Here is a 26,896-nt window from a genome sequence, read left to right on the forward strand (position 1 = left end):
AAGTGTGTCTTTACACAAGACATCAAACGCTGTACCGTAATTCACTGCGATAACTTGTCCCGACCGAGAGGCTGTGATGGCGCACAGAACTATGATGGAAATTGCAGATCACCCGGGCGGCTTCGTGAAACACGAGGTCCTCAAAGCGCATGGGTTATCGGTCACGGAGGCTGCCGTCGTTCTCGGGGTGACGAGACCAGCCCTGTCAGCTCTGGTCAACGAGCGCGCGCATCTGTCGCCGGAGATGGCGATCCGCATTGAGAAGGCCTTCGGCCTGTCGATGGAGACGCTCATCCGGACATTACGAAGCCAAGCGCGATTGTCTTCATCAGCAAGGCCATCGAAGCACTTGTCGCCAGCGGGACCGATCTCGCCGTTCTGGCCCGGAACAAGTATGACCTCCGAAAGGCGATTGCGGGCCTGATCGATCAACTGCGCGGTGAGAGGGAAGTAGGGCAGTATAACGCTCTGTTTGCGGCCAATGCTGCGGATTTCGCAGTGAGCGCGGATTTATCGATCATATTCGACGAACAAACATATGCGCCCAATCAGCCCTATGCAGGCGGTACCAAGTTCGAAAAGCATTACACTAGGTTGGTTGGAGATTTGCAGCCGTCAGGCGAGGAGTTCGATTGCGCAGTTCACCTCGATCGGAGCGACGCGGTGCGCTTCTGGATTAGAAACGTGGAACGCAAGAAGTCGTCTTTCTGGCTCCAGCTGCCGCACGAAAAATTCTATCCAGATTTCGTCGCGCTGCTAAAGGACGGTCGTATCCTCGTGGTCGAATACAAGGGCGGTCACCTATATGAAGGCGAGGCCGCGAAGCGACACATAGGCGCGGTCTGGGCCGAAGCGAGCGACGGTAAATGCCTTTTCTGCATGCCGACCAATCGGGATTTGTCCCTGATTGACCGGACTATCAACGGGGGCTGAGCAGTGCGCCTAGAGACCATCAACGTCAGAAACTTCCGTCTATTGCGTCGCCTGAATCTCGACCTCGCTCAGGATAAAACGACAACCATCTTAGTTGGCCCTAACAACAGCGGTAAGACATCCGTCATGGATGCGCTTCGGGTGTTCGGCACCGCTGGAGCGAAAGCGCCGGAGGTGTCATTTCACGATCTATCGCAGCTACGACATAGAGATTTTCGTCGCATTGAGACCCTGATTGCCGTCGCAGCCGATGGCACGGCCAAGGCCGAGATCGTTCGTAGGTTGTCACCTCGGATGCGCCTCGATCTGACTTTCTCATATACCGATGACCCGGCCGATCTGATCGTAGCAACAGACCTCCTGATGGACCTGAACGCAGGAGCCAATCGCGTTCGTATCAGGATCGATTACAGTATCAAAAACGCAAAGCAGTTGGTGGACGATTTTGAGACCCGGCCTGTTCAAGAGCAGACGCTGTGCGACTTCCTGAAGGATAGATTTGCGCGGCACTATGAGCGCTCGTACGCAAAGGTCTCCGAAGACGGTACTGAAGTCGTGCAGTTGGAAGACGGAGCGTCTCTGAAGCGCTTGTTGAAAGTCGATCTGGTCCCCGCGCAGCGTCACGTCGATGACGACGAAACGAGTCGGTCGGCGAAACTCTCCAAGCTCCTGCACGATCATTACACGCGCTTTTACAAAGTCGATGACGCCGAGGGCTACCAAGCCATTGAGAACGCGCTCACCGACAGCGCCGCCGATCTCACTGAGAAGTATGGGACGGCATTCGGTCGCCTGACGACGCGGCTTCAGAGCTTCGGATACCCGCAAGGTCAGACCGCGCCCGACCTTCGTGTGCGGGCTCAGATGAGCGCTGAGACGATCTACCGAGATAATGCGCGGATCTTCTACGCCAGCCAGCACACTGGACGGGAAGGCTTAATCGAGGAGTTCGAGCTACCCGAGAAGTATAACGGCCTCGGCTACAAAAACCTCATCTACATCGTGCTCCAGCTGGAGTCCTTCCGGGCCACCCTTGAAGCCTCCCCGGACGAGAGGCCTCGCGTCCATATCATTGCGATTGAAGAGCCCGAAGCTCACCTGCACCCCCAGATGCAGACGGTCTTTATCAGCGAGATTTCGAGGGCTTTGGAAGCAGACGGAGGCACAACGCCTCAAGTTCTTCTCTCCACCCATTCATCTCACATGATCGCGCAATCGGAGTTCGGCCCGGTGCGATATTTTCGCCGGGCGGGCCGGGAGGTCATCGTCAAGGACCTGTCGAAGCTTCCGTTGGCGGCGGGCGACCCCAACGTAATCGCCTTCCTGCGGCGCTACATCCGCATGACGCACTGCGACCTCTTCTTCGCGGACAAGGCCATTTTCATCGAGGGCCAGGTCGAGCGGCTGCTCATGCCGATGATGATCGAAGCCTGCGCCCAGCTAGATGGCTGCGAATCCTTCACGAGCCAGTACATCAGCGTATCGGAAATCGGTGGGGCCTACGCCCATAAGTTCAAGCCGCTGATCGACTTCCTCGGTATCCCAACGCTCATCGTAACCGATCTCGACTCAGTGGATGCCGATTCCAAGAAGTGCCCTGTGGCGAAGGGTGTCGGGACCAGCAACGTTGCACTCCGCGATTGGCTTCCCGGAAAGGCTGATCTAGCTGAGCTGCGAGGTTGCGATGCCGAGGCGAAAACGCAACGGACAATCCAGGTGGCATTTCAAGTCGATGAAGGCGGCCTTTGTGGCCGTTCCTTCGAGGAAGCTTTCATCTATGCGAACGTCGCTTGGTTGACCGCCAATCATACCAACTTGGAAGCGACGGGTGGCTCTATCGGGAGGTCTGTGGCGACGGGTCTGACTGCTGATGGATGGAACCTCAGCGGCAAGCTGGGCAAGGTTGATTTCGCTCTAGACCTGTTGGCGAACCCTGGCTGGAACACCCCCAAATATATTCAGGACGGTCTGGTCTGGCTCGCAGGTATGCGGGCCAACACATGACCGAGGCAGACGAAAAAATCCTAGCCTGCCTGAAGGAGCGCCGAAGCTTCCTTATCGATGCAGGGGCGGGCTCCGGTAAGACATCGTCACTGGTCCGGGCACTCGATTTCATCCGAGGGCCCGATCGAAAATCATGCGTGCAGGAGGGGCAGCGCGTTGCCTGCATCACCTTCACAAACGTCGCCAAGAACGAGATCATCGAGCGAACGGATCACGACGCGCTTTTCAAGGTCTCCACTATTCATGACTTCCTATGGGACGCGATCAAGGCTTTCCAGAAAGAGCTGAAGCCAGCGCTTTTGACCTTCAACGCGGAGCTCCCGGCCAACAGCCGACGGAAGAAGGATCAGGCCGAGCTTGAGGAAGCTCTGAAGGACGCCTCTAGCGTCAGCTACTCAGATCGGGGTGGAAATTTTCTAGAGGGTCGCATCTATCACGATGACCTTTTGGGCGTGGCGCACGTAATGTTCCGCTCGCATCCCATGCTTGCACGTCTGGTCGCCGCCCGATACCCATTCATCCTCGTCGACGAATATCAGGACACCGATCCCGCAGTGATCGAAATCCTAATCGACTATCTTCACAAAGCTACCCCCCAGCCAGTCATCGGGTTCTTCGGCGATAAGGTTCAGAGCATCTACCCTGGCGGGGTGGGGGAGCTTGCAGCGGACCAGCAAGCACAGCTCGAAATCATCCAGAAAGAAGAAAACTATCGCTGCTCAAAGGCAGTGATTGAAGTGCTGAACAAGGTGCGCACCGACATCAAACAGGGGCCAGCGGGGGAAAACCTCGATGGACGTGCGGTCTATGTGAACCTCGCCGGATTGGACCCAGCCGCCGACATCACGGACGCTGCGCTGACGAAGGCACGCGACGCCTTTGGCATCGACCTATCTGGCAAGGAACTGAAAGTTTTGTTTCTCACCCACCGTCTGATTGCCCGGAAGGCTGGCTACGAGGGCCTCTGGTCGGCGTACAACGCGCGCAGCAGCTTCGCGAAGGACGACTTCCAATCTGGCGATGACCCTATCGCCAAGTTTCTCAGCGAAACGGTCACGGCCGCCGTGGAGCAATGGCGGGACGGGAAGACCGGCGCGACCATCGGCATTCTAAAGCGGTCTGGCACGACGCTCGCCTCAGCCGACGAAAAGGCCAAAACGAAAGCAGCCTTGGACACTCTGGCCGGGCTGGCAGAGACGGGCACCATCGGCGATGTGCTGCGTCACATCCAGGCTTCCGGCTTGTTGGTCATCCTCGACGACCTCACGGACGCCCTAGCAGAGAACTACCCCGACGCCGAAGCGGGGAGCTCTGAAGAGCGATATCAGACCTTCATGGAGACCCTGCTGACGCTTCCATTTCGGGAAATCAGCACCTATCGGGCGGTGTCCGAAAGCCACCTTCCTTACAGCACCAAGCACGGTGTGAAGGGCGATGAGTTTGAAAATGTCTTAGTCATCCTCGACGACGCGGGTGCCAACTGGAACCAGTATTCGTTCGGAAACCTGCTGGCAGATCAGGAAGGGAACGTAAACAGGCTTACTCGCACCCGTAACCTTTTTTACGTGTGCTGCTCCCGGGCAAAGGACACTTTGATTGTGGCCCACGTGGGGGACGGGAACCGCTCCAGAATGGAGGAGCTGTTCGGAGCGGCCAGCGTGGCTATATAGCCCCCCGCTGGAAGGCTGCATTAGCACAGAGATTAGCACACTAGCGCAAAAATACTTGAAAAACGCATAAAATCCAGTATCTTGGGTTAGCCGCTATCGGACTCAAAATCGCGTGCCGAAAGGCTTGCCGGTTCGAGTCCGGCCGGGGGTACCATGGGGCCGGAAAAACGGCCTGATCTCAGATGATGGCGGCTGAATCCTCCCCCCTCCGGCTGGGGAGGGGGTGGATTGTTCAGCCTTTTGCGCCTTCGCGCCGTGCCATGAAGGCGAGGCGTTCGAAGAGCATGACGTCCTGCTCGTTCTTGAGGAGGGCGCCGTGCAAGGGGGGGATGAGTTTCTTCGGGTCGCGGGACTGGAGGATGTCGAGGGGGAGATCCTCGTGGAGGAGGAGCTTCAGCCAGTCGAGCAGTTCGGAGGTGCTGGGCTTCTTCTTGAGGCCGGGGACTTCGCGGATGTCGTAGAAGATGGTGAGGGCTTCGCGGACAAGGGCCTTCTGGATGCCGGGGAAATGGACATCGATGATGGCCTTCATGGTATCGGCATCGGGGAAGCGGATGTAGTGGAAGAAGCAGCGGCGCAGGAAGGCGTCGGGCAGGTCCTTCTCGTTGTTGGAGGTGATGACGACGATGGGGCGCTGCTTCGCCTTCACCGTTTCGCCGGTCTCATAAACGTTGAACTCCATCCGATCGAGTTCCTGAAGCAGGTCGTTCGGGAATTCGATGTCGGCCTTGTCGATCTCGTCGATGAGGAGGACAGGGAGTTCGGGGGCGGTGAAGGCTTCCCACAGTTTGCCGCGGCGGATGTAGTTGGCGATATCCGCGACGCGCGGGTCGCCCAGCTGGCTGTCGCGCAGGCGGGCGACGGCGTCATATTCATACAGGCCCTGCTGCGCCTTGGTGGTGGACTTCACATGCCATTCGAGCAGGGGGGTGTTGAGCGCCTTGGCGATTTCGTGGGCCAGCACGGTCTTTCCGGTGCCGGGCTCGCCCTTCACCAGCAGCGGGCGGCGCAGCGTGGCGGCGGCGTTGACCGCGACTTTCAGATCATCGGTCGCGACATATGCGTCTGTGCCCTCGAAACGGGTCGGCTGGCTCATGCGGGTTCCTTTCACCGGCCCTTGTGCGGTGCGGCGGGGGGATTTGCCAATGGAGATATTGGGAGGGGGCCAATGGAGATATTGGGAGGGGGGAGGCGCGGCGCGGGCGCGGTTCGCCGCGTGTGGGGTTGCGCTGGGGGGCCCTCAACACGGCTTTAGCCCGGGGCCCCCCAATCCGCCGCCCCCACGCCAGGGAGATTTGAGTGACCGACAAGGCTGCGGTGAGCGCAGGCGAGGCGGGCCGGCCGACATGGCTGGGACATCCGCGCGGCCTGTTCGTTCTGTTTTTCGCCGAGATGTGGGAGCGCTTTTCCTATTACGGGATGCGGGCGCTGCTGATCTTCTACCTCGTCCAGCACTGGATGTTTTCCGATGGGCAGGCGAGCGTCGTTTACGGGGCCTATACGGCGCTGGTGTATATCACGCCGGTGATCGGCGGTTACCTGGCGGACCGATGGCTGGGGCAGCGCAAGGCGGTGCTGTACGGGGCCATCCTGCTGACATTCGGGCACCTGCTGATGGCGGTGGAAGGCGACGGCGGGCAATCCGGGCCGGCGATCAACGTGTTCTGGCTGGCGCTGAGCTTCATCATCGTCGGCTCGGGCTTCCTGAAGGCCAATATCTCGGTGATCGTGGGGCAGCTGTATTCGCGCACCGATCCGCGGCGGGACCCGGCCTACACCATCTTCTACATGGGGATTAACCTGGGCGCCGCGCTTGGCGCGATCTTTGCCGGATACCTGGGGCAGACCTATGGCTGGGCCTATGGCTTCGGCGCGGCCGGCGTGGGGATGCTGCTGGGGCTGATCGTGTTCGTGGTGGGCAGGCCCTGGCTGGAAGGCCGTGGGGAATCGCCCAATCCGCAGGCCTTGGCGGCGCGCAAGGCGGGGCTGCCGCTGGAATGGTGGCTTTACCTTTCCGGGCTGGCGGCCGTGGCGATCAGCTGGTGGCTGATCCAGAACCAGGCGCTGGTGGGCACGCTGCTGGGCGCTGCCGGCGCGGTTCTGGTGGGCTATGTGATGTGGGTGGCGGTGGTGAAGCTGCCGCGCGAGGACCGGGACCGGATCTTTGCCGCGATGTTCCTGATCCTGGGTTCCATCCTGTTCTGGGCGCTGTTCGAGCAGGCCGGATCATCGCTGAACCTGTTCACGGACCGGTCGGTGGACCGGAACATCCTGGGTTGGGAGGTGCCGGCCTCGATGTTCCAGTCGATCAACTCCATCTACATCGTGACGCTGGCGCCGCTGTTCGCGATCCTGTGGCTGGCGCTGGCGAAGCGCGGGCTGGAGCCGAGCGCGCCGGCCAAGTTCGGGCTGGCGATGCTGCAGCTGGGGCTGGGCTTCCTGGTGCTGGTGTGGGGATCGGCGGGCGGCGGACTGACGCCGGTGATCTTCATCTTCCTGATCTACCTGCTGCACACCACAGGCGAGCTTTGCCTTTCCCCGGTGGGGCTGTCGGCCATGAACCGGCTGGCGCCGGCGCATATGGCGAGCCTGATCATGGGCACCTGGTTCTTCGCATCCGCCACCGGCAATTTCGCCGCCGGGCTGATCGCGAGCGCGACGGGCGGCCATGACGGCGCGGCGACGGCGGAATCGACACTGGCTGTCTATTCGCAGGTTGGCTGGATGGCGATCGGAGCCGGGGTTCTGGTGCTGCTGGTCAGCCCGCTGATCAGGCGGCTGATGCACCTGGACACGCTGAAGGACGACGACATCGCCGGCGAAGGCGAGATTGGGGAACCGGCGGCGGCCGGGGTTCATCCCGGAAAGGTGAATTGATGCGGGTTGCAGCGATCGGGTTGCTGGCAGGGCTGCTGGCGGGATGTGCGACGACCGGTGGCGGGAAGCCGGCGGCTTCCGCGCCGCCGCCTGCGGCGCTGCCGGGCGGAAGCCCGGAGGCCGAGGGCGAGGTGAAATCCACCTACCGGCCGTGGCCGGGGGCCGCGACCGTCGTTTCCAACGTGACCATTTACGACGGCAAGGGCGGCCGGATCGACGGCGGCGCCGTGCGGTTCGAAAATGGCAAGGTGACCGCGATCGGCCAGACGGTGGATGTGGCCGGGGCCACCGTGATCGACGGCGCGGGCAAATGGGTGACGCCCGGCATCATCGATATCCACAGCCACCTGGGGGATTATCCGGCACCGGGCGTGCCCGCCCATTCCGACGGCAATGAAGTGACGTCGCCCGTTCGGCCCGAGGTGTGGGCGATCCATTCGGTGTGGCCGCAGGATCCGAATTTTTCCCGCGCGCTGGCGGGCGGGGTGACGGTGCTGCATGTGTTGCCCGGATCCGCCAACCTGTTCGGCGGGCGGGGCGTGACTCTGAAGAATGTCTATGGCCGCACCGCGCAGGACATGATGATGCCGGAAGCGCCCTGGAGCCTGAAGATGGCCTGCGGGGAAAACCCCAAGCGCGTCTATGGCAGCCGCAACCAGATGCCGGGCACCCGCATGGGCAATGTGGCGATGATGCGCCAGACATGGGCCAATGCGCGGGATTACCAGCAGCGGATGAAGGCGGCGAAGGGGCCGCAGAAGCGCGACCTGCAGATGGAAACGCTGTCCGGCGTGCTGGACGGGAAGATCCTGGTGCAGAACCACTGCTATCGCGCGGACGAGATGGCGAACATCATCCAGCTGTCGAAGGAGTTCGGCTACAAGGTGACGACGTTCCACCATGCGGTGGAGGGCTACAAGATCGCCGACCTGCTGCGCGAGAACGGCATCTGCGCGGCGATGTGGGCGGACTGGTGGGGGTTCAAGCTGGAAAGCTATGACGGGATCGAGGAAAACCTGCCCTTCATGCACGCGTCCGGCGGCTGCGCCATCACCCATTCCGACGACGCGGACGGCATCCAGCGGCTGAACCAGGAAACGGCGAAGGCCCTTTCCGACGGCCGCAAATGGGGCCTGCAGATCAAGGATGAGGAGGCCTGGACCTGGATCGCGATCAACCCGGCGAAGGCCCTGGGCATCGCCGACAAGGTGGGCAGCCTGGAGCCGGGCAAGCAGGCCGACGTGGTGCTGTGGAACGGCAATCCGCTGTCGGTTTACTCCCGGCCGGAAAAGGTGTGGATCGACGGAGCGCTGATGTACGACACGAACGACCCGAACAGGCGGCCGGTTAGCGACTTCGAACTGGGCCATCCGGGCGCGGGAGACCGCAAATGAAGACACTCATCGCAGCACTGCTGATCGCGGCGTCCGTGCCGGCGATTGCGCAAAATACTGAACAGACCCGCATTGCGATCACCGGTGGCCGCATCGTGACGAACAATGGCGCGCCGATCGATGGCGGCACGCTGCTGTTGAACGACGGGGTCGTCGTGTCCGTGGCGCCGGGCGTTTCCGTGCCCGCCGGTTACCGGCAGGTGGATGCCACGGGCAAATGGGTGACGCCGGGCGTGATCGCCGGGATCAGCCAGATGGGGACGTCTGAAATCGCCGGGAACGACAGCAGCAACGATCAATCGGCCCGGCGGTCGCCGGGGACGGCGGCGCTGATGCTGGACGTGGCGCTGAACCCGGACGAAACATCGATCCCGGTGACCCGGCAGGAAGGCGTGACGACCGCGATCGTGGGCCCGGCCCCCGGGCGGACGCTGTTCGCAGGGCAGGGGTTCGTGCTGAGCCTGGCGGACGGAACGACGGCCCCGCTGAGGTCGCGCGCGTTCCAGTATGTGACCTATGGCGAGCGCGGGGCAGAGCTGGCGGGCGGTTCGCGCCCTGCGGCCTGGAACGAGCTGACGAATGCGCTTGAGGAAGCGCAGCGCTCCATGCGCGGGCGCAGCGGGGATCGCGACCAGTCGCAGGATCCGCGGCTGACGCCGGAGGATGCGGAAGCCCTGACGCTGGTGCTGCGCGGCGCACAGCCCCTGCTGATCCGCGTGGATCGCGCGTCCGACATCCGGCAGGTGCTGAAGCTGCCCACGATGTATGCGGGCCTGAAGCTGGTGCTGGTGTCCGCCAACGAAGGCTGGCGGGTGGCGGACGAGATCGCCCGCGCCGGCGTGCCCGTCATCACGCTGGGCATGCAGAACCGGCCGGAGAATTTCGAATATCTGTCGGCGACGATGTCCAATGTGGGCCGCATGGTGGCGGCGGGCGTGAAGGTGGCGCTGGGAACGCCCGATCTCGACGCCTCGTTCCAGCCGCGCAACCTGCCGCACTATGCCGGCAACATGGTGGCGCAGGCGAAGCTGCCGGGCGCCGCAGGGCTGAGCTGGGATCAGGCCTTTGCCAGCATCACGCGCGCGCCTGCCGAAATATTCGGTCTGGCGGGGCACGGGGTGCTGAAGCCCGGTGCGCGCGCCGACGTGGTGATCTGGTCCGGCGATCCGCTGGAGCTTTCCACACAGACGGAGCAGCTGTTCATTCGCGGTGTTCCGCAGAACCTGGAAAGCCGGCAGACGCAGCTTGCGCGGCGCTATCTGCCGGGGCGGGACCGCACGCAAATGCCGGAGGCCTATCGCCGCTGAGGCGCTGAGGCCTTCATTCAGGTATCACCCTGACGCCACCGGACGATGTGGCGCAGGGCGGGGAGGAGATGCCGGGATGACGATGTTCGTGCTGCTGCTGGTGGCGTTTGTCGCCACCCATATCCTGCTGGCGGCGACGCCGGTTCGGGCAAGCCTAGCGGGCGCCATGGGCGAGAAGGGGTTCCAGGGGGTCTATTCCCTGATTTCCCTGCTGCTTCTGGGCGGGGCCATCTGGATCTATCGCGATCTTCCGCCCGAGATCATCTGGTTGGCGCCGCACTGGGCCTGGCTGCCGTCGTCGGCGCTGATGCTGGCGGCTTCCATCCTGTTCGTGGGATCGCTGACCCCGGCGAATAAGGCGCTGGCGGGGGTGCCGGTGACGGCGGCCGGGCCATCCGGCGTGATGCGCATCACCCGCCATCCGATGATGTGGAGCTTCGCGATCTGGGCCTTCGTGCATGCCACCCTGTCGGGCAGCCTGCCCACGGTGATCCTGTCGATCGGGATCGGCGTGCTGGCGCTGGCGGGAGCCGCCCACCAGGACGGGCGCAAGCGGCGGCAGCTGGGCGAAACCTGGGTGCAGTACGAGGCAAGGACAAGCTTCTTTCCGCTGGGCGCGCAGGTTGCCGGCTGGCAGCCCTGGTCTGCCATCTGGCCGGGCGCCGTGCCGGTGCTGCTGGGCGTGGGCCTGTGGGCGCTGATCACTTTCGTTCATCCGATGCTGCTGGGCGCGCCCGCCGTGCCGCCCTGGGGCGCCATGCAATAGGGGAGCACTGCAATGAGCTATGCCGGGCAGAGAGTGTGGATCACGGGCGCGTCATCCGGGATCGGCGCAGGGCTGGCCCGCGCGTTCGGCGCGAAAGGGACGACAGTGATCCTGTCGGGCCGCAACCGGGATGCGCTGACGGCCGTGGCGGCGGGGGTTCCGAGCCACGAGATCCTGCCGTTCGAGGCGACCAACCATGACGCGCTTCCGCAGGTGGTGGAGACGGCAGGGCCGGTGGACATCCTGATCAACAACGCGGGCATTTCCCAGCGCAGCCTGGCCGAGGACACCGCCTTTGCCGTGTATCGCACCATCATGGAGGTGGATTTCTTCGCGCCGGTGCATCTGACGAAACTGGTTCTGCCGCAGATGCTGGCGCGCGGCAGCGGGCATGTGGCGGCCGTGGCGAGCGTGGCCGGAAAGGTGGGATCGCCGCAGCGCACCGGCTATTGCGCGGCCAAGCACGCGGTGATGGGTTTTTTCGACGCGCTGCGGACCGAGGTGGGCGGCCGGGGCATCCGGGTGACGACCATCGTGCCCGGCTTCGTGCGAACGGAGATCGGCGCGCGGGCGCTGACGGCGGACGGCACGCCCAAGGGCGAAGGCGAGGATGATGTGGATGCGGGCATTTCATCGGACGAGGCGGCCGCGATCATCCTGGACGGCTTCGCCGGCGGCCTGCGGGAAATCCCCGTGGGCGGGCAGGGGCCGGAAATGGCGCTGCTGGATCTGAAGCGGCAGAATCCCGACGCCCTGTTCGACCTGATGGGGCAGATGGGCGAAGGCGTTGTCGCGAAACTGAAGCGCGGCTGAGGGGTCGGCCGGCCCGGAGACGGCGCGTGTGTTTTTCCGGCAATTGTGGCAGCAGCGGGGGATGAACTCGCTTCGGTTGCTGCTGTCGGGCGCTGTGGTTGCGCTGGGGGTGCTGGCGGGCGCGCTGGCCGATCGCGCGGGCCTTTCGCCTGCTCTGTTCGTGCCCGTTATCGGACTTGTCATCTTCCTGGTCTATCGGGCGGTGCAGGCGCCCCCGATGAAGGACGAGGACAGCTTGCCGCTGAAGCACTGGGCCGGGACACAGGTGCGACCCGAGGCGGGCGACCGGATCGGCATTTCCGCGCTGGCCGATCCGGCGGTGGTGGTTTCGGATGGCTGGCGCGTGCTGGCGGCGAACGAAGGGGCGCTGGGCCTGTTCGGCCGCCGGATCGTGGGCGGCGACCTGCGGCAGACCCTGCGGCACCCGGTGGTGGTGGAAGCCGTGCGCAGCGGGCTTTCCGGGCAATCGCCGCTGGAGCGGGACGTGACGACGCTGGGCGCGCAGGACGGGGCCTTCCGGGTGCGGGTGGTGGCACTGGATCCGGACGGCGGTCGGCTGCTGCTGACCTTCACCGATGTGACGCAGGCGCGGCTGACGGAGCGGATGCGGGTGGATTTCGTGGCGAACGCCAGCCACGAACTGCGGACGCCGCTGGCCAATATCTCGGGCTTCATCGAAACGTTGCTGGGGCCGGCGGCAGAGGATGAGCCGGCGCGGCGGCGGTTCCTGGACATCATGAGCCGCGAGGCGGCGCGGATGAGCCGGCTGATTGACGACCTGCTGTCGCTGTCGCGGATCGAGCTGGACAAATATGTGCGGCCGCAGACCTTCCTTGAGCTGCCGCCGCTGCTGCAGGACGTGGGCAAGACGCTGGCGATGCGGCTGGAGGCGGATGGCCGCAAGCTGGTGCTGGAGGTGGAGCCGGATCTGCCGCCCGTGGTGGCGGACAGGGACCAGATCCTGCAGGTGCTGCACAATCTGGTGTCGAATGCGCTCAAATATGGACATTCCGGCACCCCGGTCACCGTATCTGCGGTGCGCGACCATTCGGGACGCGAGGAAATGGTGCGGGTGACCGTGGCCGATCTGGGTGAGGGCATCGCGCCCGAGCATCTGCCGAGGCTGACGGAGCGCTTCTACCGGATCGATACGGGCCGGTCCCGTTCGATGGGGGGCACCGGCCTTGGGCTGGCGATCGTGAAGCACATCGTGGAACGGCACCGGGGCCGGCTGGAGATTGCGAGCCGTCAGGGGGAGGGAACGACGGTGTCCTTCCTGCTGCCCGTGCTGCTGCCCGCCAGGCCCGCCGACGCGGAGGCCGGGGGCGATTCCGGGGCGCCGTCACAAAACCGCAACGCTGCTGTCACATAAGCCCCATCGTCCGGCTCTAGAGAGCGGGGCAGGGCCATGGGCGAATCCCGGGCCGTTACAGACAACTGCTTCGGAATGTTTGGATTTTCCTTGGGCTTCGTGAAGATCATACGGCCTGTCACATTGGGGATCGCGGCCGTGGGGCTGCTGGCATCCTGCAGTGATTCGCGGACGCAGATCCGGATCGTGGGGTCGTCCACGGTGTTTCCGTTCACGACGGCGGTCGCGGAGAATTTCAGCCGCAACAACCCGGAATATCTGGCGCCTATCGTGGAGGCGACCGGCACCGGGGGCGGGATCAAGCTGTTCTGCCAGGGCGTGGGATCGCGCTTTCCGGATGTGGCGAACGCCTCGCGCCGGATGAAGCCGTCCGAACTGGAGGATTGCCGCAAGAACGGGGCGACCGACATCGTCGAGGTGAAGGTGGGCATCGACGGCGTCGTGCTGGTGCAGGGCAAGAAGGGCGTGACGCTGCAGCTTGGCCTGCGCGATGTCTATGCCGCGCTTGCTGCAGAGCCGTTCGGGAAGAAGCAGACGGCGCGAACCTGGAAGGATGTGAATCCGGCCCTGCCGGACGTGCGCATCGAAGTGGTGGGGCCGCCGCCGACATCGGGCACGCGGGACGCCTTCAACGAGCTGTACATGGCGGCCGGGTGCGACACCGACCCGGCGATGAAGGCCTTGAAGAAGTCGGACGAAGACCGCCACAAGGAGGTCTGCAACAAGATCCGCGAGGATGGCGCCTTTGTGGAGGCGGGCGAGAACGACAATCTGATCGTGCAGAAGCTGGGCGCCAACCCGACGGCGATCGGCGTGCTGGGCTTCAGCTTCCTCGAGCGGAACCTGGACACGATCCGCGACGTGCCGATCGACGGGGTGACGGCGACCTATGAGACGATTTCCGATTTCAGCTATCCGGCGTCGCGGCCGCTGTTCATCTATGTGAAGGCGCAGCATGTGAAGGCCATCCGCGGCCTGCGCGAGTTCCTCGACGAATATACGAGCGAGCGCGCCTGGGGGCCGGGCGGCTATCTGCAGCGGCGCGGGCTGGTGCCGGCGCCCGACGATGTCCGGGCGGAAAACCGGGCGCGGGCGGCTGCGCTGACCCCGCTGACGAAAGGTGATCTGGAATGACGCCGGGCCTTGGCCTTCTGCTGGTGCTGGCGCTGGGCGGCTTTGCCTGGTGGCTGGGCTGGCGGCGCGGGGTTGGCTTCGTGGCCAGCCGCAGCGCCGAAGTGGGGGCGGTGCATTCGCGCCCCGGTTATCATGCGGCCTTCGTGGCGATCCTGGCGTTGCTGCCGGCGCTGCTGCTGCTGGCGGTGTGGGGCGTGATGGGGCCGGGCCTCGTTTCGCGCGAGGTGCTGGCGAGCCTGCCGGCGGGTGCCGTGGGATCGAGCGATCTTGAGCAGGCGGCGTTCCTGTCGGAGGTGCGCGGGCTGGTAAGCGGCAGCTATGCCGCGGCCTTCAACCCGCATGCAGAGGCTGCTGCGGCCGTGTGGAAGGCGGCGTCGCTGCGATACGGGCTGGTGTTCGGGCTTGGCGCGCTGGCGCTGGGCGCTGCGGGCGCCATGTGGGGGCTTTCCCGGCTGCGCGCGGATTTCCGGGCACGCACACGGGTGGAGCGGCTGACGATGGGGCTGCTGGTGGTGGCATCCCTTGTCGCCATCCTGACGACCTTCGGCATCGTCGCGAGCCTGGTGTTCGAGAGCTTCAGGTTCTTCCAGCTGGTGAGCCCGGTGGAATTCCTGTTCGGCACCAAATGGTCGCCGCAGACGGCGATCCGCGCCGATCAGGTGGGGTCTTCCGGTGCCTTTGGCGCGGTGCCGCTGTTCTGGGGCACGGTGTTCATCGGGGCGATCATCGCCATGGTGGTTGCCATCCCGCTGGGGCTGATGACGGCGATCTACCTGACGCAATATGCCGCCCCCGGGTTCCGGCGCTGGGCAAAGCCCATGCTGGAGGTTCTGGCCGGTGTGCCGACCGTGGTTTACGGCTTCTTCGCCGCGCTGACGGTGGCGCCGGCGGTGCGCAGTTTCGCCGTTTCCATGGGCATTTCCGACGCGAGTTCGGAAAGCGCGCTGGCCGCCGGCCTGGTGATGGGCGTGATGATCATCCCGTTCGTGTCGTCCATGGCGGATGACGCGCTGACTGCGGTGCCGCGCGCGATGCGCGACGGCAGCCTGGCGATGGGCGCCACGCCATCCGAAACCATCCGCAAGGTGCTGATCCCGGCGGCGCTGCCGGGTATCGTCGGCGGCGTGCTGCTGGCGGTTTCACGCGCCATCGGGGAAACCATGATCGTGGTGATGGCCGCCGGCCTTGCCGCCAACCTGACCGCCAATCCCTTCCACAGCGTGACGACGGTGACGGCGCAGATCGTGGCGCTGCTGACGGGCGATCAGGAGTTCGACAGCGCCAAGACGCTGTCCGCCTTTGCGCTGGGGCTGGTGCTGTTCCTGGTGACGCTCGCGCTCAACATCTACGCGCTGGCCGTGGTGAAGAAGTATCGGGAAGCTTATGACTGATCGTTCGACCGCACCGGCCGCCGTGACGCCGACGGCCTGGGCCTCGCCGCAGATGCAGGCGCGGATCCGCCGCCGCTATCGCCAGGAACGGCTGTTCAAGCTGACGGGGATGGGCGCGCTGGCGCTGGCCGCCGGATTCCTGGTGTTCCTGATGGCGAGCATCGTTTCCAGCGGCTGGACAAGTTTCCTGCAGGCCGAGGTTTCGGTGCCCGTGGTGCTGGACCCGGCGCGGCTGGGCGTGACGGCGGCCCAGGCGAAGGCGAACCCGGCGCTGCTGCGCCGCGCGAACTTCCAGGGTGTCCTGGCGGACAGCGTGGCGAAGGCCCATGGCGACGAGGTGGAGATCGTGTCGGATGGCGCCTGGCTGGCGCTGCGCAAGGCGGTCGAGGCCGACCCCGGCCTCATCGGGCGAACCGTGCCGATGTGGGTGATCGCGACATCGAACCTGGACCAGCTGGCCAAGGGGCGGATCGATCTGGGCGCGGACGAAGGCGACCGGCCCGTGACCGACGCGGAAATCGCGGCGTGGAAGCGGCTGGAGGCCAAGGGCGGCATCCGAACCGTGCTGAACACCACCTTCCTGACCGGCGCGGATTCGGTGGATCCGGAACTGGCGGGCGTGTGGGGGGCGCTGAAGGGCAGCTTCCTGACGCTGATCGTCACGCTGCTGATCAGCTTCCCGGTGGGCGTGCTGGCGGCGATCTATCTCGAGGAGTTCGCGCCCAAGAACCGCTGGACCGACATCATCGAGGTGTCGATCAACAATCTGGCCGCCGTGCCCTCGATCATTTTCGGCCTTCTGGGGCTGGCGGTGTTCCTGAACACCATGAACATGCCGCGATCGGCCCCCATCGTGGGCGGCCTGACGCTGGCGCTGATGACGCTGCCGGTGATCGTGATCGCCAGCCGCGCGGCGATCAAGGCGGTGCCGCCTTCGATCCGCGACGCGGCGCTTGGGGTGGGGGCGTCGCGCGTTCAGGTGGTGTTCCACCATGTGTTGCCGCTGGCGCTGCCGGGCATGCTGACGGGCACGATCCTGGGCATGGCGCGGGCGCTGGGCGAAACCGCGCCGCTGCTGATGATCGGCATGCGCGCCTTCCTGACATCGGTGCCGCAGGGCTTCACCCAGCCCGCGACAGCGCTGCCGGTGCAGATCTTCATCTGGTCTGACAATGTGAGCCGGGGCTTTGTGGAGAAGACGAGTGGTGCGATCATCGTGCTGCTGCTGTTCCTTCTGCTGATCAACAGCCTTGCCATCTATCTGAGAAACCGTTTCGAGGTGCGCTGGTGAACGATCTGAGCCTGGCTGCCGCGGCGACTGCGCCGGCGGCGGAAAAATCGCTGAAGATGACGGCGCGCGACGTGCGCGTCTTCTATGGCGAGTTCGAAGCGATCAAGGGCGTCTCCATCGACGTCACGCGCGAGGATGTGACCGCCTTCATCGGGCCGTCGGGCTGCGGGAAATCGACCTTCCTGCGCTGCCTGAACCGGATGAACGACACCGTTGCCGGCGCGAAGGTGATGGGCGACATCCGGCTGGACGGCGAGGATATCTATTCCTCCGGCATGGACGTGGTGCAGCTGCGCGCGCGGGTGGGGATGGTGTTCCAGAAACCCAATCCCTTCCCCAAGAGCATCTACGAGAATGTGGCCTATGGGCCGCGCATTCACGGGCTGGCGCGCAGCCGTGCCGACATGGACGTGATCGTGGAAAAGTCGCTGCGGCGGGCCGGCCTGTGGGACGAGGTGAAGGACCGGCTGGCCGATTCCGGCACCGCGCTTTCGGGCGGGCAGCAGCAGCGCCTGTGCATTGCCCGCGCCATCGCGGTGAACCCGGAAGTGATCCTGATGGACGAGCCGGCCTCTGCGCTGGACCCGATCGCCACGGCCAAGATCGAGGAACTGATCGACGAACTGCGCGGCCGCTATGCCATCGTGATCGTGACGCACAACATGCAGCAGGCCGCGCGCGTCAGCCAGAAGACCGCCTTTTTCCACCTGGGGACGATGGTGGAATATGGCGATACGCGGGAAATCTTCACCAATCCGAAGGAAACCCGCACCAAGGACTACATTACCGGCCGCTACGGCTGAGGAGACGGATTATGGATCGCGCACATACGGTGAAATCCTTCGACGACGAGATTCACCAGCTTCGCTCGCTGATCGGGCAGATGGGCGGGCTTGCCGAAGCGCAGACGACCGATGCGGTGAATGCGCTGCTGCGCCGCGACGCCGACGCCGCCCTGAAGGTGGTGGCGAAGGATGTGGAGATCGACGCGCTGGAATCCGAAGCGGAGCAGCTGGCGATTTCCATGATCGCGCTGCGCGCCCCGCTGGCGGACGACCTGCGCGAGATCGTGGCGGCGCTGAAGATTTCCGCCATGCTGGAGCGTATCGGCGATTATGCGAAGAACATCGCCAAGCGGGTTCCGGTGCTGACGCAGGCGGCGCCGATCGGGCCGGGCGTGATCATCCCCGAAATGGCGCGGGCCGCGGCCAGCATGATCCGCGACGCGCTGGACTGTTATGTCGATCGCGACCCGGATCTGGCGCGGGCAGTGGCCGCGCGCGACCAGCAGGTGGATGATTTCTACAATTCGCTGTTCCGGTCTCTGCTGACCTACATGATGGAGAACCCCCATCACATCACGCCGGCCACGCACCTGCTGTTCATCGCCAAGAACCTGGAGCGGATCGGCGACCATGCGACCAACCTGGCCGAGATGGTGTATTTTTCGGTGACGGGGCAGCAGCTGGGCGACCGGCCCAAGACGGACAACACGGCGACGATCGCAGCCCCTGATCTGACCGACTGACGACCCGACGCGTGAACCCGGCGCCTGCATTGTGCGGGCCACAGGAGAGATATGAGATGCGCCCGAAGATCCTGCTGGTCGAGGACGACGTCAACCTGGTGGAGCTGATCCGCTATAACCTGGACAAGGAGGGGTTCGATGTCGTGTCGACCCCCGACGGCGAGGAAGCGCTGGTGCTGGCCGAGGAGGAACGGCCGGACATCGTGGTGCTGGACTGGATGATCGCCAATCTGTCCGGGATCGAGGTGTGCCGCCGTCTGCGCCGGGCGCCGGAAACATCGGGGCTGCCCATCATCATGCTGACGGCGCGGGCCGAGGAAAGCGACCGGGTGCGGGGGCTGGAGACGGGCGCGGACGACTATGTGACCAAGCCCTTCAGCCCGCGCGAGCTGGTGGCGCGGGTGCGCGCGCTGCTGCGGCGGCTGCGGCCGGCATTGTCTGGCGGGCATCTGGAATATGCCGGCATCGCGATGGACACGAGCGCACACAAGGTGACGCGCGACGGGCAGGCGGTGCAGCTGGGGCCGACGGAGTTCCGCCTGCTGCGCCATTTCCTGGAGCATCCGGGCCGGGTGTTCAGCCGCGAGCAGCTGCTGGACGCGGTGTGGGGCCGCGACGTCTATGTTGAGCAGCGCACGGTGGACGTGCATATCCGCCGCCTGCGCAAGGCGATCAACGGCGACGGTCTGCCGGATCTGATCCGCACGGTGCGGTCGGCCGGCTATGCGCTGGATTCCGACGCCTCCCTCAAAATGGCGAGCTGAACGGGGCTTCCCAAGCGGGTTGCCGGGCTTCTAGAGAGCGGCCTGTGCAATTGCAGCAAGGGAGCTCCGGATGACCATTCGCTTCGACAACCGTGTCGCCATCGTGACGGGCGCGGGCAACGGCCTGGGCCGCCGCTATGCGCTGGATCTGGCCGCGCGGGGCGCGAAGGTGGTGGTGAACGACCTTGGCGGCGCGCGCGACGGTTCGGGCAGCAGCGTTTCGGCAGCGCAGGCCGTGGTGGACGAGATCGTGGCCGCCGGCGGCGAGGCGATGGCCAACGGGGCGAGCGTTACCGACGCGGACGCCATCTTCGCCATGGTGGAAGAGGTGAAGGCGAAGTGGGGGCGGATCGACATCCTGATCAACAACGCCGGCATCCTGCGCGACAAGACCTTCACCAAGATGACGCTGGACGATTTCCGCATGGTGCTGGAAGTCCATCTGATGGGCAGCGTGATCTGCACCAAGGCGGTGTGGGATCTGATGCGCGAGCAGGCCTATGGCCGCATCCTGATGACGACGAGCTCCACCGGGCTGTACGGCAATTTCGGGCAGGCGAACTATGGCGCGGCGAAGCTGGGCCTGGTGGGCCTGATGAAGACGCTGGCGCTGGAAGGCGCCAAGTACAATGTGAAGGTGAACACGGTTGCCCCGCTGGCGGCGACGCGGATGACCGAAGACCTGATGCCGCCGGAGATGCTGGCGAAGATGGGGCCTGAGACGGTGAGCCCGGCCTCGGTCTATCTGGTGAGCGAGGATGCGCCGACCAACGTGATCCTGAACGCCGGGGCCGGCGGGTTCGAATCCGCGAATGTGACGCTGACGCGCGGCATCCATGTGGGGGCCGACGCGATGACGCCGGAGACGGTGGCCGAGCGCATTGCGGAAATCCGCGACCGCACGGGCGAAGTGGTGCCCGATACGGGCGGCGGCCAGGGCGCGATGGCGCTGGGCGGCGGACGCTGAGCGATCCGGGCCGGTGCCAAGGCACCGGCCCGGGCCGCATACCCGCCGAACGACAGGCGAAGGAAGGCTTCGCTTTCGAGGAGAAGCTTTGTGCGGGCCTCGCTGTCGATCAGGTAATGGTCGAGCTTGTCCCATGTGACGAGACGCGGGGTGGCGCCGGCTGCTTTCAGCTTTTCGGCCATCAGTTTTGAGTGGGCGATATCGACGTTCACGTCCTGCGCGCCGTGTAACAGCATGACGGGCACCTTGATCTCGGCCGCTCGCTGGGCGGGGGATCCTTCGCGGATGTGGGGCCCCGCGCCGATGAAGTCGAATGCGACGGTGCGCGCTGTCGTCCTGCGGTATTGATCCTTGTACTTGGTGAGATCGGTGACGGGGGCGATCGCGACCACGGCCTTGTACAGCGCCGGATCGACCACGCCCGACAGCAGCGCGGCATACCCGCCGAATGACCAGCCCACGATGCCGAGCCTGTTCGGGTCGGCGATGCCTTCTTTCACCAGCCAGCGGCCGGCATCGGTGACGTCGCCCACCGCGACTTTCCACGACTGGAAGCCATTCTTTTGCAGCCAGGCGTCGCCATAGCCGGTGGAGCCACGGAAGTTGGGTTGCAGCACGGCATAGCCCATGGCGGCATAGAACTGGCTGAGCCAGTCGAAACCCCATTCGTCGCGTGCGGAGGGGCCACCATGGGGCAGCACGATCGCGGGGAGGTTCCGTGGGTCCTTGCCCGGCGGCAGGGTGAGATAGCCGGGGATCATCGTGCCGTCCGCCGCCGGATAGGTGATGGGCTTCATCTGTGCGAGCTTGAGGCCTTCGAGCTGCGGCCGAACTGTCAGCAGAGGGCGCATGTTCCTCGTCTGCCGGTCCAGCAGATAATAGGCGCCGGGGTCATCGTCGTTGCTGGCGTAGATCAGAAGCTTCTGCTCGTCCTTCGAAGCGTCGAGTATGTAGATGATCGATTTGTCCGGCAGCGCCTTTTTCAGTGATTCCTTCAGGCGGGTGATGTCCGGGTCGAAATAGATCATGTGGCGCTTGTCGGTGACGTAGGAGGCACCGATCACCCTGCGGTGGCGGCCGAAGCGGACAATGCCTTCGATATCCACCTGTTTGTCGGCGAGCACGAGGTTCGTTGTGTCGGTCCCGTCCAGCGCCATAGTGAACAGCGCCTGCCGGCCCTGATATTTGTCGAATCCATAGGCGACATTCTTGTCACGGTCGACTGCGATCGGCACGAATCCGCTGTTGTTCGCGGTGTCGCGCCGGGAGAGCCGGAACCATTCCTTGTTGCCGGGGCGGCGATAGAAATAGTGGACGAGATCGTTCAGATAGCCGTCTCCGCCCACATCATAGGTGCCCCGCACGCGAACCGTGCCATGGCCATCGGTGATGAAATCTGCGGCGTTCCTGAAAGGATTTTCCACAGGGGCGTATCTGAGCGTCGACGTGTCGAGGCGGATCACACCGCTTCCGCCCATCAGCACCTCGGGCTTTTCGCCGCCCTGCCAGTCGATGACGCTGCCGCCGAACAATGTCCTGGGGTTGCCGCCATCGCGGTTGACCGCGACGAGCCGGGCGGTTTCGACGGGGCCTTCCATGCTGGAGACGACGCCCCAGATGAGGCAGATCAGCCGGTCCGACGTGACCCATTCGCAGTTGCCGAGCCGCTCGGGATTGCCGGCTGCCATATAGACGGGCCGGGCGGTTCCGTCACCCGCCAGTTCGACGCTCTGCATGACGGCGCCCTGACCGCCGGACGGCGCGAGGAAGGCCAGCCGGCTCCCGTCGGGTGACAGGGACACGTCCTCGACGGCCGGGCGGGCGCCGAAGCGGCGGGCGAGATCCTGCGCGTCCTGTGCGTGCAGCAATGACGGGGAAAGGATGCCGCCCAGAAGCGTGGCGGCTGCGACGAGGGCGTTGCGCATTCGAAAGACCCGATCAGTTGCCGAACGACTGGCGAAGGAAGGCTTCGCTTTCGAACAGCATTTTCGTGCGGGCCTCGCTGTCGATCAGATAATGGTCGAGATTGTCCCAGGTGACGAGGCGCGGGGTGGCGCCGGCGGCCTTCAGCTTGTCCGCCATCAGCTTTGAGTGGGCGATGTCGACATTCACGTCGAGCGCGCCGTGGAACAGCATGACGGGCACCTTGATCTCGGCCGCGCGCTGGGCGGGCGAGCCTTCCGTGATGTGCGGGCCGGCGCCGATGAAATCGAAGGCCGTGGTGCGGGCGGATGTGTGGCGGTACTGATCCTTCAGCTTGGTGAGATCGGTGACAGGGGCGATCGCGACCACGGCCCGGAACAGCGCAGGGTCGACGACGGCCGATTGCAGCGCGGCATATCCGCCGTAGGACCAGCCGACGATGCCCAGTTTCTTCGGATCGGCGATGCCCTGCTTCACCAGCCAGCGGCCGGCATCGGAGACGTCGCCGATGGCGGTTTTCCACGATTGGAAGCCGTTCGTCTGCAACCAGGCGTCTCCATAGCCGGCCGAGCCGCGGAAGTTGGGCTGCAGCACGGCGTAGCCCATGGCGGCGTAGAACTGGCTGAGCCAATCGAAGCCCCAGTCATCGCGGGCCGACGGGCCGCCATGCGGGAGGACGATGGCCGGGAGGTTCTTCGGATCCTTGCCCGGGGGCAGGGTGAGGTAGCCGGGGATCATCGTGCCGTCTGCCGCCGGATATTCGATCGGCTTCATTTCCGCGAGCGTCATGCCTTCGAGCTGGGGGCGGACAGTGAGGACCGGGCTGAGGCTTTTGGCGGTGCGATCGAACAGATAATAGGTGCCGGGGTGATTATCCGAGCTGGCGATGATCAGCAGCCGTTGTTCATCCACCGAGGAATCGACGATGCCGAGAAGGCCCTTGTCCGGCAGGGCCTTGGACAGGCTGGCGTGCAGCTTTGAAATGGTCGGATCGAAATATTCCTTCGTGCGCCTGTCTGTCGTGTAGGCCGCGCCGACGACGCGCTGATGACGGCCGATGCGGACGAGGCCGTCGACATCGACATCCTTGCGGGCGAGGACGAGGGTTTTGGCTTCGGAGCCATCGAGCGCGACCTTGAAGAGCGCCTGACGGCCCTGATATTTGTCGAAGCCGTAGGCGATGTTCTGTTCGCGATCGACGGCATAGGGATCAAAGCCTTCGTCCGTGGCGCTGTCGCGTTGGGACAGGCGGCGCCATTCGTTGCTGCCGGCAAGGCGATATTGATAGAGGGTGATGCCGGTGCTGTAGCCGTCTCCCTTATACTGACGGATGCCGCGGATGCGCAGGGTGCCGTGCCCATCGGTAATATATTCGCTGGCGCCGCGGAGCGGCTTTTCCAGCGTGACTGTCTTCAGGGTGGCGGTGTCGATCCGCTCCAGCGCGAGGCCGGCTTCGTTTTGGCTGGTAATGGCGGTCATCCGGTCATCCGGGACGATGATCCGCGCCATGAGAACGGCATTTTCCTGTGTGGGGAGCCAATCGACGATGCCGCCGCCGCCAAACACGCGCCACCAGCTGGAATTGGTGTTGCGGGCGCTGAGCAGGCGCGGGTTGGTGCCATCCCGGTTGAAGGACACCGTCCGGCTGAAATTCTGTGGATCCTCCCCATCGAAGATGGTGCCCCAGACGTCGCAGACGAGGCGTTCGGCGGTGACCCAGATGCACCACGACAGGCGCTGCGGATTTCCATCGACGGCAAAGACCGGTTTCGGGGCCGCGCCTTCGACCAGATCGACGGCCTGCACGACTGCGCCTTGCCCCTTGGCCGGGGACAGATAGGCGATGCGCTGGCCATCAGGGGATAGGGCTGCATCCTCCACGCCGGGGCGGGCGCCGAACTTTCGGGCCAGATCCTGCGCATCCTGGGCGCTGGCGGTGGTGGTGGCGAACGATACAAGCGCTGTGGTGCAAAGCGCGGCAACAGACATGAAACGCACGAAACCCATTCTCCCTCAACGCAACTGGCAGGGAGTGTGGCGGGAGTTGCGGAAATGGCAAGTGGGGGCAGCGCCTGCTGGCCGCGACGGTCATCGAAAATTCATGGTTGCCGCGCCCTTGACCGGGCAGGGGGGCGACCATATCTGGCGCTGCGTTAGCACTCCCGTTGGGTGAGTGCTAAACGCGGGCGGGGGCTGAGGCGCCTGTCCGAGTTTCAACGCAAGCGACTTCGACACGAAGTACAGGCAAAAAGAGGGACCGACATGGTGGATTTCACCCCGCTGCACGACCGCGTGCTGGTTCGCCGCATCGAGGCCGAGGAAAAGACGGCCGGCGGCATCATCATCCCCGACACCGCCAAGGAAAAGCCGCAGGAAGGCGAAGTGATCGCCGTGGGCCTGGGCACCAAGGATGAAGACGGCGACCGCATCCCGCTGGACGTGAAGGCCGGCGACAAGATCCTGTTCGGCAAATGGTCCGGCACGGAAGTGAAGCTGAACGGCAAGGACCTCATCATCATGAAGGAAAGCGACATTCTCGGCATCATCGGCTGAGGCGCTTTTCAGGTTTAGCTGGACCCCGGATCAGGTCCGGGGTGACGGATTTTTGGAAGGATTCAGATTATGGCAGCCAAGGACGTGAAGTTCGGGCGCGACGCCCGTGAACGGATTCTGCAGGGCGTGGACATCCTCGCCGACGCAGTGAAGGTGACGCTGGGGCCGAAGGGCCGCAACGTCGTGATCGAGAAGAGCTTCGGCGCCCCGCGCATCACCAAGGACGGCGTCACCGTCGCCAAGGAAATCGAGCTCAAGGACAAGTATCAGAACATCGGCGCGCAGATGGTGCGCGAAGTCGCCTCCAAGACGAACGACCTGGCCGGTGACGGCACCACGACGGCCACAGTGCTGACGCAGGCGATCGTGCGCGAAGGCCTGAAGTCGGTTGCGGCCGGCATGAACCCGATGGACCTGAAGCGCGGCATCGACCTCGCCGTCGTGAAGATCGTGGAAGACCTGAAGGGCCGCTCCAAGCCGGTCGCCAACTCGGCGGAAATCGCCCAGGTCGGCATCATTTCGGCCAATGGCGACAAGGAAGTCGGCGAAAAGATCGCCGAAGCCATGGAAAAGGTCGGCAAGGAAGGCGTGATCACCGTGGAAGAGGCCAAGGGCCTCGACTTCGAACTCGACGTTGTCGAGGGCATGCAGTTCGACCGCGGCTACCTCTCCCCCTACTTCATCACCAACGCGGAAAAGATGCAGGTCGAGCTCGACAACCCCTACATCCTGATCCACGAAAAGAAGCTGTCCAACCTGCAGGCGCTGCTGCCGGTTCTGGAAGCGGTGGTGCAGTCGGGCCGTCCGCTGCTGATCATCGCCGAAGACGTCGAAGGCGAAGCGCTGGCCACCCTGGTGGTGAACAAGCTGCGCGGCGGCCTGAAGGTGGCTGCCGTGAAGGCGCCGGGCTTCGGTGATCGCCGGAAGGCCATGCTGGAAGACATCGCCACGCTGACCGCGGGCGAGATGATCAGCGAAGACCTGGGCATCAAGCTGGAGAACGTCTCCCTGCCGATGCTGGGTCAGGCCAAGAAGGTCACGATCGACAAGGACAACACCACGATCGTGGACGGCGCCGGTTCGGCGGACGCGATCAAGGGCCGTGTCGAGCAGATCCGCGCGCAGATCGAGACGACCACCTCCGACTATGACCGCGAGAAGCTGCAGGAGCGGCTGGCGAAGCTGGCCGGCGGCGTGGCCGTGATCAAGGTCGGCGGCGCGACGGAAGTGGAAGTGAAGGAGCGCAAGGACCGGGTTGACGATGCCCTGCACGCCACCCGCGCCGCCGTGGAAGAAGGCATTCTGCCCGGCGGCGGCACCGCGCTGCTCTATGCCACCCGTTCGCTGGACGGCCTGAAGGGCATCAACGACGACCAGACCCGCGGCATCGACATCATCCGTCGCGCGCTGCAGGCCCCGGTTCGCCAGATCGCCGCCAACGCCGGCCACGACGGCGCGGTGGTTGCCGGCAAGCTGCTGGAGCAGAAGGAAACCACCTTCGGCTTCAACGCCGCGACCGACGTGTATGAAAACCTCGTCGCCGCCGGCGTCGTGGACCCGACCAAGGTGGTCCGCACGGCTCTGCAGGATGCGGCCTCTGTCGCCGGCCTGCTGATCACGACCGAAGCCACCATCGCCGAACTGCCGGACGACAAGCCGGCTGCCGGCGGCATGCCGGGCGGCATGGGTGGCATGGGCGGCATGGACTTCTAAGTCCGGCATCCGGCCATCGAACAGGGAAGGGCGGAGGGAAACCTCCGCCCTTTCTTTTTTGGCCTGACCACACCGCGCGCTGACAGCTTCCCCCCGTTTGCATCGCCCACTTGTCCGGGCGGTTCCGCTTGCCTAGTCTGCGGGCACGGCCAGCCGGGGCTGAGGGGAACCGGCCTGCTGACAACCAGGGAGACAAACCGATGACGACCGCCATCAAGGTTGGGCTCGCCGCGCTGCTGTGCGCGACCGCCATGCCTGCCTTTGCACAAGGAGCTGCGATGACCGACGCCCCCCTCATCGAACGGACAAAGCTGTTCGGCAACCCGACGAAGGCCCAGGGGCGATTCTCCCCCGATGGCAAATGGGTGAGCTGGCTGGCCCCGAACAACGGCGTGCTGAATATCTGGGTCGCGCCGGCCGGCGATCTTTCCAGGGCCCGCGCGCTGACTGCGGAAACGAAGCGGCCGATCCGCCAGCATTTCTGGGCGCCCGACAG

21 protein-coding genes and 2 pseudogenes are annotated in these 26,896 nt (G+C 64.6%); 20 read left to right on the forward strand and 3 right to left on the reverse strand.

From position 1 onward, the window contains the following. Window positions 1-91 precede the first annotated feature (91 nt). The 4 genes from ACE3O8_RS05855 to ACE3O8_RS05870 all read left to right on the forward strand — a co-directional run bounded on the left by ACE3O8_RS05855 (window position 92) and on the right by ACE3O8_RS05870 (window position 4,607). Window positions 92-424 carry a HigA family addiction module antitoxin gene (locus ACE3O8_RS05855; RefSeq protein ID WP_374387753.1) on the forward strand — a complete coding sequence of 111 codons (333 nt, stop codon included), beginning with the start codon at window positions 92-94 and terminating at the stop codon, window positions 422-424. Window positions 425-498: 74 nt separating this feature from the next. Beyond that, window positions 499-933 (forward strand): hypothetical protein, encoded by a 435-nt coding sequence (locus ACE3O8_RS05860; RefSeq protein ID WP_374387755.1) that lies wholly within the window; start codon window positions 499-501, stop codon window positions 931-933. A gap of 3 nt (window positions 934-936) precedes the next feature. Beyond that, the gene (locus tag ACE3O8_RS05865; protein ID WP_374387758.1) at window positions 937-2,937 is read left to right on the forward strand and encodes an AAA family ATPase; all 2,001 of its coding nucleotides are present in this window, start codon (window positions 937-939) and stop codon (window positions 2,935-2,937) included. Further along, the gene (locus ACE3O8_RS05870; RefSeq protein ID WP_374387760.1) at window positions 2,934-4,607 is read left to right on the forward strand and encodes a UvrD-helicase domain-containing protein; all 1,674 of its coding nucleotides are present in this window, start codon (window positions 2,934-2,936) and stop codon (window positions 4,605-4,607) included. Before ACE3O8_RS05865 ends, ACE3O8_RS05870 begins: the two co-directional genes overlap by 4 nt. Window positions 4,608-4,839: 232 nt before the next feature. On the opposite strand, the gene ACE3O8_RS05875 is transcribed toward ACE3O8_RS05870, so the two are convergent. Next, the gene (locus tag ACE3O8_RS05875; protein ID WP_374387762.1) at window positions 4,840-5,703 is read right to left on the reverse strand and encodes an AAA family ATPase; all 864 of its coding nucleotides are present in this window, start codon (window positions 5,701-5,703) and stop codon (window positions 4,840-4,842) included. A 203-nt stretch (window positions 5,704-5,906) separates the two neighbouring features. Here ACE3O8_RS05875 and ACE3O8_RS05880 point away from each other — a divergent pair, with 203 nt between their 5' ends. The 13 genes from ACE3O8_RS05880 to ACE3O8_RS05940 all read left to right on the forward strand — a co-directional run bounded on the left by ACE3O8_RS05880 (window position 5,907) and on the right by ACE3O8_RS05940 (window position 20,211). Continuing rightward, window positions 5,907-7,484, forward strand: coding sequence for a peptide MFS transporter (locus tag ACE3O8_RS05880; RefSeq protein WP_374387764.1), 1,578 nt, complete (start codon window positions 5,907-5,909; stop codon window positions 7,482-7,484). Continuing rightward, the gene (locus ACE3O8_RS05885) at window positions 7,484-8,878 is read left to right on the forward strand and encodes an amidohydrolase (RefSeq protein WP_374387766.1); all 1,395 of its coding nucleotides are present in this window, start codon (window positions 7,484-7,486) and stop codon (window positions 8,876-8,878) included. The genes ACE3O8_RS05880 and ACE3O8_RS05885 overlap by 1 nt, the downstream gene beginning before the upstream one ends. After that, complete coding sequence (locus ACE3O8_RS05890) at window positions 8,875-10,185, forward strand: amidohydrolase family protein (RefSeq protein ID WP_374387768.1); 1,311 nt, start codon at window positions 8,875-8,877, stop codon at window positions 10,183-10,185. The genes ACE3O8_RS05885 and ACE3O8_RS05890 overlap by 4 nt, the downstream gene beginning before the upstream one ends. A gap of 76 nt (window positions 10,186-10,261) precedes the next feature. After that, complete coding sequence (locus ACE3O8_RS05895; RefSeq protein WP_374387770.1) at window positions 10,262-10,951, forward strand: NnrU family protein; 690 nt, start codon at window positions 10,262-10,264, stop codon at window positions 10,949-10,951. A 12-nt stretch (window positions 10,952-10,963) separates the two neighbouring features. After that, a complete protein-coding gene (locus ACE3O8_RS05900; RefSeq protein ID WP_374387772.1) occupies window positions 10,964-11,764 on the forward strand; it encodes an SDR family NAD(P)-dependent oxidoreductase in 801 nt (266 codons plus the stop codon). A 61-nt stretch (window positions 11,765-11,825) separates the two neighbouring features. Continuing rightward, window positions 11,826-13,136, forward strand: coding sequence for a sensor histidine kinase (locus ACE3O8_RS05905; protein ID WP_374387774.1), 1,311 nt, complete (start codon window positions 11,826-11,828; stop codon window positions 13,134-13,136). Window positions 13,137-13,211: 75 nt separating this feature from the next. After that, window positions 13,212-14,270 (forward strand): substrate-binding domain-containing protein, encoded by a 1,059-nt coding sequence (locus ACE3O8_RS05910; RefSeq protein WP_374387776.1) that lies wholly within the window; start codon window positions 13,212-13,214, stop codon window positions 14,268-14,270. Then, complete coding sequence (gene pstC / locus ACE3O8_RS05915; RefSeq protein ID WP_374387778.1) at window positions 14,267-15,661, forward strand: phosphate ABC transporter permease subunit PstC; 1,395 nt, start codon at window positions 14,267-14,269, stop codon at window positions 15,659-15,661. The genes ACE3O8_RS05910 and pstC overlap by 4 nt, the downstream gene beginning before the upstream one ends. Continuing rightward, window positions 15,654-16,952, forward strand: a complete 1,299-nt coding sequence (gene pstA, locus ACE3O8_RS05920) for a phosphate ABC transporter permease PstA (protein WP_374387780.1) — start codon at window positions 15,654-15,656, stop codon at window positions 16,950-16,952. Before pstC ends, pstA begins: the two co-directional genes overlap by 8 nt. 56 nt (window positions 16,953-17,008) lie before the next feature. Then, window positions 17,009-17,755: a phosphate ABC transporter ATP-binding protein PstB gene (gene pstB / locus ACE3O8_RS05925; RefSeq protein ID WP_374387793.1), complete on the forward strand. Its 747-nt coding sequence runs from the start codon at window positions 17,009-17,011 to the stop codon at window positions 17,753-17,755. Between the two features lie 11 nt (window positions 17,756-17,766). Continuing rightward, window positions 17,767-18,480, forward strand: coding sequence for a phosphate signaling complex protein PhoU (phoU, locus tag ACE3O8_RS05930; RefSeq protein ID WP_374387782.1), 714 nt, complete (start codon window positions 17,767-17,769; stop codon window positions 18,478-18,480). A 56-nt stretch (window positions 18,481-18,536) separates the two neighbouring features. Then, window positions 18,537-19,244: a phosphate regulon transcriptional regulator PhoB gene (gene phoB, locus ACE3O8_RS05935; protein WP_374387784.1), complete on the forward strand. Its 708-nt coding sequence runs from the start codon at window positions 18,537-18,539 to the stop codon at window positions 19,242-19,244. A 70-nt stretch (window positions 19,245-19,314) separates the two neighbouring features. After that, window positions 19,315-20,211, forward strand: coding sequence for an SDR family oxidoreductase (locus ACE3O8_RS05940; protein ID WP_374387787.1), 897 nt, complete (start codon window positions 19,315-19,317; stop codon window positions 20,209-20,211). A 65-nt stretch (window positions 20,212-20,276) separates the two neighbouring features. Here ACE3O8_RS05940 and ACE3O8_RS05945 read toward each other — a convergent pair. After that, window positions 20,277-22,136: pseudogene (locus ACE3O8_RS05945) on the reverse strand (prolyl oligopeptidase family serine peptidase); the annotation flags it as partial. 13 nt (window positions 22,137-22,149) lie between these two features. Further along, window positions 22,150-24,141, reverse strand: coding sequence for an alpha/beta hydrolase family protein (locus ACE3O8_RS05950; protein ID WP_374387789.1), 1,992 nt, complete (start codon window positions 24,139-24,141; stop codon window positions 22,150-22,152). Window positions 24,142-24,399: 258 nt separating this feature from the next. On the opposite strand from ACE3O8_RS05950, the gene groES reads away from it, so the two are divergent. The 3 genes and pseudogenes from groES to ACE3O8_RS05965 form a co-directional block, all read left to right on the forward strand. Continuing rightward, window positions 24,400-24,687 carry a co-chaperone GroES gene (gene groES / locus ACE3O8_RS05955; RefSeq protein ID WP_374387795.1) on the forward strand — a complete coding sequence of 96 codons (288 nt, stop codon included), beginning with the start codon at window positions 24,400-24,402 and terminating at the stop codon, window positions 24,685-24,687. A gap of 69 nt (window positions 24,688-24,756) precedes the next feature. Further along, complete coding sequence (gene groL, locus ACE3O8_RS05960) at window positions 24,757-26,400, forward strand: chaperonin GroEL (protein ID WP_374387791.1); 1,644 nt, start codon at window positions 24,757-24,759, stop codon at window positions 26,398-26,400. Window positions 26,401-26,600: 200 nt separating this feature from the next. Then, a pseudogene (locus ACE3O8_RS05965) lies at window positions 26,601-26,896 on the forward strand (S9 family peptidase); the annotation flags it as partial.

Source organism: Sandaracinobacter sp., assembly GCF_041909755.1.
Lineage (GTDB): Bacteria > Pseudomonadota > Alphaproteobacteria > Sphingomonadales > Sphingomonadaceae > Sandaracinobacteroides.